This is a genomic window from Tahibacter sp. (assembly GCF_032229445.1).
Lineage (GTDB): Bacteria > Pseudomonadota > Gammaproteobacteria > Xanthomonadales > Rhodanobacteraceae > Tahibacter.
The window spans coordinates 42,179-51,381 of record NZ_JAVTWC010000078.1 but is presented as its reverse complement, the minus strand read 5'-3'; the positions used below and the strand labels follow the sequence as shown (position 1 = coordinate 51,381).

The following is a 9,203-nucleotide window of genomic DNA, read 5'->3' as shown; positions in this document are numbered from 1 at the left end:
AAGTAGCGATCAGAATATCGCTTCTTGGCCTCCGGCCGTGCGGGGCAGCTTCAGTCGCAGCGATGCGGAACACGTGACCCGGCTGCAGTCCCCGGAGGTCAGGCAGATCGGCCAATGGCACGACGGCATCGCGGCGCAGGTAGGCCACACGCGGCGCGGTCGGCGTGCCGTTGATGACGCCGAACACGAGCGCATCGCGCATGTCCGGCTGGGCGCTGGGGCAGGTGCTTTGCGGAATCGTCTTGGCCATGGCGCGAACTCCGTCCTGGCCCTGGTATCACTCGCCGAACGAGCGCGGCATCTGCGAGCGTTCGATGAAGCCGACGAGGATGCCGCCCTTGACGCGCGAGATCGCCGGTTGCGCGTCGATGCCTGGAAGGCGGTTGACCGCCTTGGTCACTTGTCCGGCAATGTCGAGTGCCTGTGCCGGCTCCATGTTTTTCATGATGCGGCCGACGATTTCCCAACGTAACGAGAGGCTCGGACCGCCGGACGGGACGTTGAACTGGGTCGCGGCGCGCGTGATGGCGCCATCGATGGACTTGGCGAGATCGGCAGCGGAAACGACATCGGCGGAAACACGCGTCGTCGCCTTCTTTGCGGTTGCCATGAAAACCTCCGGGCCATGCGGGCCATGGGTTGTCGAACCGAAAGCGGAACTGAACTGCGGTAAGTTGCCGTGTGGAGAAGTGCATCTATGGCAACGTGCGCAGACGCTACGCCTGCCCCGAATGGCTGTCAACACGACGCCGGCGGCTGCCGCTGAGAACCCGGCCGCCGCCCGCCGTGATTGCATGGGCTTCATCGGATTCCTGCTGGATGCGATCTTCGATGCACTGCAGCAGGCCATCGACGGCGCGCTTGTGGGTATGGCCGGATCAGAAACGCCGGTAGAAACGCCGGTAGAAACGCCGGTAGAACCGCCGGTAGAAACGCCAGAGATAGCACGTGGGACACCCGAACGCGTCATGGCGTTGCTGGCCGAACATCCCACCTGCACCCTCGCGGAGGCGACGATGCAGAAGAACGGGGGTGAGGTTTCAGCGGTAGACATCTACCCGGTACCGCGGCACCGTCGTTTCGCGCGCAACCCACTTGAAACGCCGGAGCGGCGCAACGCCGCCCCGGCAGCGAAGGACTTACAGACCCTTGCTGAAATGGGCTTCCAGCATCCCGCGCACATCGCGCGAAAGCAGCAGCGCCACCGCTTCGACCATCCCGAAATGCGAACGTGCATCCGCGTCATCCAGCTGCGGCATGGCCAGCGTGCCGCAGAGTTCCTGGATAGCCGTAATGCGATCCATGATTTCTTCCTGCAACGCCTCACGCTGCGCCGGTGTATCGAGCACATACGCAAACAGCACCGGCTGGCAGGCTGGCAATTCGCGGGGCAGGGGATAGAACGAACTGTGGCGGGTCATGGCGCGCGCCTCCCGGACACGGGAACAACGCCGCCAATGCGGACAAGGCAACAAAGACAAGGCTCAATGCCGCCAACTGCAGACCGATTTTCCATGACAACTCCCTTTGCGTGGAGTCGCCACCCGGAACGGCGAAAAGGGTGGCGAACGGTGTGCGGGTTGGCGGGCCGGCTTACGGACCGGCGAGCCTTGCGGCTCCCCGCACACCGCCGCCAGAAATCAGCAGGCTACGCCGCATGGATTCCGGGCACAAAAAAAGCGCCGGCTTCGCTGCGGCGCTGTGTGCGCCGTAAGAGTTCGGGCCGCCAAGCCCGGTTGCCGAATTGGCGGCAACGGGCGGATTGTTTACTTGGCAGCAGGCGGCGTCAAGGGCGCGGATTTGTACCGTGGTGGGTGAACAGAATGCGTTGTGGAATATGCTCGTCGCGCTCACGACGGGCGTGAGTGGCAGTTGCGAGATCCCGTTAGGTAGCGAAAGGTTCACGCCAAGGCTGGCGACCTTGGCTGACGCGACCACGAGCCAGATTCCGCTCGATGTCACCAAGGAAGCAGCCATCTACGTCAGGGAGCCGAAAGCGGTGTCAGGTTAGCGTGCTGGCGCTATTCAGGAAGTTAACCTGACCCCGCTACTGCGCCGCGATGGTGTTTCGAAACGCCGCCATGTCGCGGGTTTGAAGTTCAAAAGAGATCGACTTCATCTTGGCTTTGATCGTGGCGTTTCCGCGAGCGTGGAAACGCTCCCAAGCCTCGCGGATTCGGCACAAGTTGGTCGCGAGCCGGTACATGGTCATGCGCAGCACCTGCGCCAGCTCAGGGAATGTAATCCCGTCGTCCCCTTCCCTCTGTCTCAGCTGCGCGAAGTTGTTCAGGAATTTTTCTGCGACGTCGGACGCAAGGATGATCTACTCAATGTGCGGGCGCGCGTAGTAAGCGTCGTGGTTCGGAGCGCTTATTGGTGGCGTCGCTCCTCATGGGATCGTTTCACAGGCGAACAAGGCTGCGTGATCATCGAAAGCACGTCGAGCACGTGCGCGGCGGCGGGTTTCGGGCGACGAGTTGGCCTGGTGAGGGTTGGCGGACAGCAGGCACGAAAGCCGGGGTTTCCTCACGTCCGGAACAGCGAGACGCCTATCCTTCAGTGGGCGCACCTTGAGGCGCGGCCTGCGCACTGAGCCGCACATACCACACCCCCTTGTCCTCGCTGAGCGCGAGCAAGTCGTAGGTCTTCACCATGCTCAGAAGGCCTGAGTGACCGTAGGTTTGCGGCGAGAACGAAGGTTCGGTGCGGCGGAGGTAGTTGCCCAACGCGCTGAGGCTGACCTTGCCTTCGGAGGTGTCCGCCGTCAGCAACGCGACGGCTTCGACCACCGATCGCGGGCGCCGCTTGACGGCTGGCTTGGCCTCGGCGGGTTTCGGTGCGGGCGCCTCGTGCTTCGCGACCTTCTCCGCGGGCTCTGGTTCGGCGGCGGGCTGCTCCAGGGGAGCCCACTCAAAAAACTGGTCGCTGGCGTTCCGGAGCGCGTCGGGCGTCTTGCTTTCGCCAACAATGTGGACCGTCGCGCCGCGCTCGCGCAGCTTGCGGCATAGGTAGGCAAAGTCGGAATCGCTGCTGACCAGGCAGAACGTGTCGGCACGATCGTCGAACAGAACCTCCATCGCCTCCAGGGCCAGCGCCAGATCGGAGGTGTTCTTGCCGGCGGCGTAGTGATACTGGAGGCAAGGAGTAAAGGCTTGGCGGACCAGCGCATCCCGCCATTTGGGCACGCCCAAAGTGGTCGCGTTGCCGTAGCCCCGCCGCACCACGACCCGCCCAAACTGAGCGGCAACCCTCAGCGCGTGGTCGAGGATGTCCGGCGGGACGTTGTCGCAGTCCACTAAGACGGCGATGCGGGCATCTGCGGAGGCACCAATAGCCATAGGTGTTCCTTTGAAGGTTTTCGTCGATGGAGCCTACGCCTCCGGCGCGCAAGCGACGGAGACGAAGCAGGCGCTGCGCCGGCAAATTGCGGACAGCACGCAAGAATAAAGCAACGATGGGACTAAGCGCCGTTCTTCATATGCGATCAATCGTTCTCGCCGCCCAGCTGATAAATCCGTTGCTGCGGATTCACCACAGCCACGAGCATCGCCGACACCGCCAGTACCCCTAGAACGAGGTATTCACCCCACTCGAACCAGCTGATGTATCGGGTATCGAAGGTTCGCCGAAAACCGGGTCAGGCTAGCTTGGTTGCTTTACAACAATAACGCCGAAAGCGGCGTCAGCTTAGCTTACGAGCGCTACCCAGGACGTTAGCCCACATTGAACAGTTAGGCACCATCCGCTTCAATTGCGCGCTCAAGTACAACATAGTGTGTAAGGCCAAACCCGACTTCAACAAGTAGACGCATCAATCTGGTTGAAGCGTTCATGGAGAAACCAAGAACGTTTTCCTCAAGCCGTACGGGATACTCTAGCCCGAGCGTACTGTGCGTAACTCCCGGGAAAGCGGATAGCTCACTCAGTACATCTCGATGCATCTCAATAAACGCGATAGCAGGCCTTGCTGATCGTGAAATGAGTACTTGTCTCCATTGCCAATTCTGAACTCAAGCCCGCTGGTTGGGTAAGAAGTTCCGATACACGAGTAGCGCTTCTTCTCGCCTTTCCTCCAAACATAGCTTGGTTCCAACGGACACTTGGCTAAGAACGCTCCAACATCGAAACTTTCTCCGAGCGCAAAGAAACGAAACTCATCCATCTCAGTGTCGCCTGTCATTGGGCCGAGTCAGTGATGCCGAACGCCGCGTGAAACTGCTGCTGGCTGGTAGAAAAAAACAGGATCAGGTTATCTTAGTTTCTTTGTCCAAGAAGCTAGTCCCTCACCCCGTCGTCTCAATCCGCTCCACGCGCTGCAGTCCGCGCGGCAGCAGGCCGCCGCGGCCGGCGCGGTTGCCGCCGTATTCGACGAGGTCGGCCCAGCGCAGGGTGAGTTTGCGCGCGCCGGCGTAGAGGGTGATTTCGCCCTTGCCTTCGGTCACGACGGTGATACCGACGACGCGTTCGCCTTCGTTGAGCTTGGTCTTCGGGATCTCGATGAGTTTGTTGCCTTTGCCGCCGTTTTCGAGTTCGGGCAGTTCGGCGACGGAGAACATCAGCAGGTGGCCCGCGCTCGTCGCGACGACGATGCGGTCGCGTGAGGCGTCCGCGACGTAGGCGGGCGCGAGCACGCGGGCGTTGTCGTCGATGTTGAGGATCTGCTTGCCGGCTTTCTTGTTGCCGAGCAGGTTGGCGAAGCGGGTGACGAAGCCGTAGCCGAAGTCCGATGCGAGCACGAGGCGCGTGTCGGCGTCGCTCATGGCGATGGCTTCGAAGCGCGCGCCTTGCGGCGGCGCGAAGCGGCCGGTCAATGGGTCGCCGTTGCCGCGCGCCGAGGGCAGCGTATGCGCTGGCGTGGAGTAGCTGCGGCCGGTGGAGTCGATGATCGCGACCTGCTGCGTGGTGCGGCCGCGCGCGAAGGCCTGCAGCGCGTCGCCTTCGCGGTAGTTCATGCCGGCCGGGTCGACGTCGTGACCCTTGGCGGCGCGAATCCAGCCCTTCTGCGACAGCACGACCGTGGTCGGTTCGCTGGCCACGAGCGCGGCTTCGTCCAGGGCCTGGGCGACCTGGCGTTCGATGATCGGCGAGCGGCGTTCGTCGCCGTGCTTCTTCACGTCGTCCTTGAGCTCGTCCTTGATCAGGGTCTTCAGGCGCTGCTTGGAATTCAGGATCACGTTGATGCGCGCGCGCTCCTCTTCGAGCTGGTCGCGCTCGCTGTTGATCTTCATTTCCTCGAGCCGCGCGAGCTGACGCAGTTTGGTCTCGAGGATGTAGTCGGTCTGTTCCTCACTGAGCTTGAAGCGCGCGATCAGTACCGGCTTGGGCTCTTCCTCGGTGCGGATGATGCGGATCACCTCGTCGAGATTGAGGTAGGCGATGCGCAGGCCTTCGAGCATATGCAGGCGGCGTTCGACCTTGGCCAGGCGGTGGTTCAGCCGGCGCGTGACCGTGTCGGTGCGGAAGCGCAGCCATTCGTTGAGGATCTGCTTGAGATTCTTGACCTGTGGACGTCCGTCCAGGCCGATGATGTTGAGGTTGACGCGATAGCTTTTTTCCATGTCCGTGGTCGCGAACAGGTGCTGCATCATCTCGTCGGCGTCGATGCGGCTGGAGCGCGGGATCAGCACGAGGCGGATCGGGTTCTCGTGGTTGGATTCGTCGCGCAGGTCTTCGAGCATCGGCAGTTTCTTCGCGCGCATCTGAGCGGCGATCTGCTCGAGGATCCGGGACGGCGACACCTGGTAGGGCAGCGCCGTGATGACGACGTTGCCTTCTTCCTTCACGTAGACGGCGCGTGCACGCACGCTGCCGGTGCCGTTCTCGTACATGGCCTGCAGTTCGGCCTTCGGCGTGATGATCTCCGCGCGCGTCGGGTAGTCCGGGCCGAGCACGTGCTCGCAGAGGTCGCGCACGGTCGCGTCGGGATCGTCGAGCAGGCGGATGCAGGCGCTCGCGATCTCGCGCAGGTTGTGCGGCGGGATGTCGGTGGCCATGCCCACGGCGATGCCCATCGAGCCGTTCAGCAGCACGTGCGGCACGCGCGCCGGCAGCCAGGACGGTTCTTCCAGCGTGCCGTCGAAGTTGGGCGTGAAATCGACCGTGCCCAGGCCGATCTCGCTGAGCAGCAGCGAGGCCATCGGCGTGAGCTTGGATTCGGTATAGCGCATGGCCGCGAACGACTTCGGGTCGTCGGCGGAACCGAAGTTGCCCTGGCCGTCGATCAGCGGATAGCGGTAGGAAAAGGACTGCGCCATCAGCACCAGCGCTTCGTAGCAGGCCGAGTCGCCGTGGGGATGGAACTTGCCGATCACGTCGCCGATGGTGCGGGCGGATTTCTTCGGCTTGGAGGTGGCGTCGAGGCCGAGCTCGCTCATCGCGTAGACGATGCGTCGCTGCACCGGCTTGAGCCCGTCGCCGACGAAGGGCAGGGCGCGGTCCAGCACCACGTACATGGAGTAGTCAAGGTACGCGCGCTCGGCGTATTCCTTGAGCGGTATGCGTTCGAAATTACTTTGCAGGCTCATCGTTCAGACCAGTCCAGGCGCGCGGACCGGTCGTTCTGACCAATCGCTCGGCGCAAAGACCGCCATTGTGCCGGATTCAGGCCCGCGCTTCGAATCAGGCGGGCAACGTCGAGTCAGGCGCGCAACAGGGACCGCACCAGGAACAGGCCGACCAGCGTCGCGATGATGGAACCGGTCACATGGGCGGTGATGAGCGCGCCGGCCCAGCCGTAGTCGCCGCGGTCGAGCAGCACCGCCGCCTCGCCTGAAAATGTGGAAAAAGTGGTCAGGCCGCCGAGAAAGCCCGTGCCGGCGAACAGCCGCAGCGTCGGCGAGAAGTCGGCGTGCGCGTCCACGATGCCGATGAGAACGCCCATGAGCAGCCCTCCCACGAGGTTGGCGGCGAGCGTGCCCAGCGGTAGGTTCGCGAACAGCGGATTGAGCCAGACCCCGAGTGCCCAGCGCAACCAGGCGCCCACGGCGGCGCCGATCCCGATGGCCGCGGCCGATATCCATGACATGTGCGCAACTCCGCGGCCGTGAATGCGCAAATTCTAGCGGGACTGGCAAGCGTGACGATGGTCATGGCCGCCAATCGGCAATTGTTCCGCGCAGGCCGGCCGCGCTTGGTGCATCATGACCAGCCCGGCGCCGCGTGGAATGCGGCGCCCCAGCGCCCGCATTCCAGGATTGACCATGACCCAGCGCGATGCCCTGACCCAGCCTTTGAACGACGAGGAAATCCAGACCCTGTCGCGCTTCCTCGACGAGCGCGCAGTGGAGCGCGACGGCATGAGTTTCGAGATGCTCGACGGTTATCTCACCGCCGTATTGTCCGGTCCGGAAATGGTCGCGCCGTCGGAATGGTTGCCGCAGGTCTGGGCTGGCGAGGAAGCCGTCGGCGACGAGGCGGCGGTGTTCGACGACCAGTCCGAGGCCGAGCGCATCCTCGAACTCGTCATGCGCCACTACAACCGCATCGCCGGCGTGCTCGCCCAGGGCGGCGCCGAATTCGAGCCCTGGATCGGCGAATTCGAGCTCGAGGACGGCGGTGTCGCGGCCTATGGCCAGGAGTGGGCGCTGGGTTATCTGCGCGGCGTGGGCCTGCGCGAGGAAGCCTGGGACGCGCTGCTCGGCGATCCGGAATGGGAAGACGACCTCGAGGCGATCGATCTGCTCGCGCGCGGTCCCGACGACGAGGAAACCGGTTCGGAGGTCGCGACCCAGGAACAGCGCGACGAGCTCATCGACGACATGGTCGGCTTCGCGCTCGATGCGCACGATTTCTGGCTCGAGCAGCGTCTCAAGCCCGCCACGGTGCGGCGCGGCGGTCCGAAGGTCGGCCGCAACGACGACTGTTCCTGCGGCAGCGGCAAGAAATACAAGCAGTGTTGCGGCAAGGGGCAGTGAAGCCCATCGCGTAGGCGCGGGAGAACACGCAGCGCATGAGCGTAGTACCCAAACGCGGACTGACCGTGCTGCTGGCCGGCCTGGCCATGTTCGGTCCGTTCGCGATCGACACCATGTTCCCGGCGTTTCCGGCGATTGCCGCGGAGTTCGGCGCCGACGACTTCGCGATGCAGCAGACCTTGTCGATCTATCTGATCGCCCTGGCCGTGATGTCGCTGGTGCATGGCCCGCTGTCGGACGCGCTCGGACGCCGGCCCGTCGTCATTGGCGGTGTCGCGGTGTTCACGCTGGCCTCGATCGGCTGCGCGCTGACCTGGTCGACCGAAAGCCTGTGGATGTTCCGCGCGGTGCAGGGCATGTGCGCCGGTGCGGGCTGGATCGTGGCGCGCGCGATCATGCGCGACCTCTACGAAGGCCCGGTCGTACAGCGCCTGATGTCGAACGTGTCCATGTTGTTCACGGTCGCGCCGGCGCTCGCGCCGATGATCGGCGGCTGGGTGCTGCTGATGGGCCATTGGCGCTGGATCTTCTGGTTCCTCGCGCTGTGGGGCGCGTTGCTGCTGGTCGCGTCGATCTGGCGCCTGCCCGAATCGCACCCGCCCGAACGGCGCATCCCGCTGCGCGCCGGCGCGCTCGTCGGCGGCTACGCGGAAATGTTCATGGACCGGCAGTTCTGGCCGCTGGCCATTGCCGGGACGATGAACTTCAGCGCGCTGTTTCTCTACATCTCGGCGGCGCCGGCTTTCGTCGTCGGCCTGCTGAAGCTCGGGCCGCAGCAGTTCGGCTGGCTGTTCGTTCCGGCGGTCTGCGGCATGTTCCTGGGTTCGCTGCTGTCCAGCCGGCTGGCCGGACGCTACAGCGTGCCGCGCACGATAGGGCTCGGCTACACCATCATGCTGATCGCGTCGGGTATCAATGTCGTGGTCGCGCTGATCCTGCCGCAGCCGCAGATACCCTGGTCGGTACTGCCGATCGGGCTGCACGCCATCGGCATCTCGCTGTCGTTTCCCAGCCTGGTGGTGCTGCTGCTCGACCGCTTCCCGCGCCATCGCGGCGGCGCGTCGTCCTTGCAGGCGTTCGTCAGCCTCGTCTTCAACGCGGTGCTGGCGGGCCTGATCGTGGTCTTCGTTTCCGGCAGCGCGCTGCATCTGGCGCTGAGTGCGGCCGGGCTGACCGCCATAGGCTTCATCGCCTGGCGCATCTTCCGCACGCGCGTCCATGTGGAAGAGGCGCTGGCGGGTGCCGCGGCGGCGGATGCCAGGGAAGTGTCGTCTATCGAATGAGCGGCGC

Annotated in this window: 10 protein-coding genes; 3 read left to right on the top strand and 7 right to left on the bottom strand. The window is 64.0% G+C overall.

The features are described 5' to 3' along the window. From RUU78_RS13825 to RUU78_RS13815, 3 genes are all read right to left on the bottom strand, one after another. On the bottom strand, window positions 1-250 hold a 250-nt coding region (locus RUU78_RS13825), incomplete at its 3' end, for a hypothetical protein (protein WP_313917537.1). A gap of 27 nt (window positions 251-277) precedes the next feature. Then, window positions 278-610 (bottom strand): hypothetical protein, encoded by a 333-nt coding sequence (locus RUU78_RS13820; protein ID WP_313917536.1) that lies wholly within the window; start codon window positions 608-610, stop codon window positions 278-280. A 529-nt stretch (window positions 611-1,139) separates the two neighbouring features. After that, entirely contained in the window at window positions 1,140-1,421 is a 282-nt protein-coding gene (locus tag RUU78_RS13815) for a hypothetical protein (RefSeq protein WP_313917534.1), read from the bottom strand. A gap of 386 nt (window positions 1,422-1,807) precedes the next feature. Here RUU78_RS13815 and RUU78_RS13810 point away from each other — a divergent pair, with 386 nt between their 5' ends. Beyond that, entirely contained in the window at window positions 1,808-2,011 is a 204-nt protein-coding gene (locus RUU78_RS13810) for a hypothetical protein (RefSeq protein ID WP_313917531.1), read from the top strand. A gap of 36 nt (window positions 2,012-2,047) precedes the next feature. Here the strand turns inward: RUU78_RS13810 and RUU78_RS13805 are convergent, their stop codons facing one another. The 4 genes from RUU78_RS13805 to crcB all read right to left on the bottom strand — a co-directional run bounded on the left by RUU78_RS13805 (window position 2,048) and on the right by crcB (window position 7,024). Further along, entirely contained in the window at window positions 2,048-2,212 is a 165-nt protein-coding gene (locus RUU78_RS13805) for a hypothetical protein (protein ID WP_313917529.1), read from the bottom strand. A gap of 337 nt (window positions 2,213-2,549) precedes the next feature. Further along, the gene (locus tag RUU78_RS13800; RefSeq protein ID WP_313917528.1) at window positions 2,550-3,338 is read right to left on the bottom strand and encodes an NYN domain-containing protein; all 789 of its coding nucleotides are present in this window, start codon (window positions 3,336-3,338) and stop codon (window positions 2,550-2,552) included. Between the two features lie 945 nt (window positions 3,339-4,283). Next, window positions 4,284-6,524 carry a DNA topoisomerase IV subunit A gene (gene parC, locus RUU78_RS13795; RefSeq protein ID WP_313917526.1) on the bottom strand — a complete coding sequence of 747 codons (2,241 nt, stop codon included), beginning with the start codon at window positions 6,522-6,524 and terminating at the stop codon, window positions 4,284-4,286. A 113-nt stretch (window positions 6,525-6,637) separates the two neighbouring features. Next, window positions 6,638-7,024 carry a fluoride efflux transporter CrcB gene (crcB, locus tag RUU78_RS13790; RefSeq protein ID WP_313917524.1) on the bottom strand — a complete coding sequence of 129 codons (387 nt, stop codon included), beginning with the start codon at window positions 7,022-7,024 and terminating at the stop codon, window positions 6,638-6,640. A 175-nt stretch (window positions 7,025-7,199) separates the two neighbouring features. On the opposite strand from crcB, the gene RUU78_RS13785 reads away from it, so the two are divergent. Together RUU78_RS13785 and RUU78_RS13780 are read left to right on the top strand one after the other, a co-directional pair. Continuing rightward, window positions 7,200-7,913, top strand: coding sequence for a UPF0149 family protein (locus RUU78_RS13785; RefSeq protein ID WP_313917522.1), 714 nt, complete (start codon window positions 7,200-7,202; stop codon window positions 7,911-7,913). A gap of 35 nt (window positions 7,914-7,948) precedes the next feature. Beyond that, window positions 7,949-9,196, top strand: coding sequence for a multidrug effflux MFS transporter (locus tag RUU78_RS13780; RefSeq protein ID WP_313917520.1), 1,248 nt, complete (start codon window positions 7,949-7,951; stop codon window positions 9,194-9,196). The last annotated feature ends 7 nt before the right edge of the window (window positions 9,197-9,203 follow it).

Excerpts from the sequence above, each read along its gene's own strand:
- RUU78_RS13820 (WP_313917536.1), bottom strand. The coding sequence starts at position 610 with ATGGCAACCGCAAAGAAGGCGACGACGCGTGTTTCCGCCGATGTCGTT.
- RUU78_RS13815 (WP_313917534.1), bottom strand. The coding sequence starts at position 1,421 with ATGACCCGCCACAGTTCGTTCTATCCCCTGCCCCGCGAATTGCCAGCC.
- RUU78_RS13805 (WP_313917529.1), bottom strand. The coding sequence starts at position 2,212 with ATGACCATGTACCGGCTCGCGACCAACTTGTGCCGAATCCGCGAGGCT.
- RUU78_RS13800 (WP_313917528.1), bottom strand. The coding sequence starts at position 3,338 with ATGGCTATTGGTGCCTCCGCAGATGCCCGCATCGCCGTCTTAGTGGAC.
- parC (WP_313917526.1), bottom strand. The coding sequence starts at position 6,524 with ATGAGCCTGCAAAGTAATTTCGAACGCATACCGCTCAAGGAATACGCC.
- crcB (WP_313917524.1), bottom strand. The coding sequence starts at position 7,024 with ATGTCATGGATATCGGCCGCGGCCATCGGGATCGGCGCCGCCGTGGGC.
- RUU78_RS13785 (WP_313917522.1), top strand. The coding sequence starts at position 7,200 with ATGACCCAGCGCGATGCCCTGACCCAGCCTTTGAACGACGAGGAAATC.
- RUU78_RS13780 (WP_313917520.1), top strand. The coding sequence starts at position 7,949 with ATGAGCGTAGTACCCAAACGCGGACTGACCGTGCTGCTGGCCGGCCTG.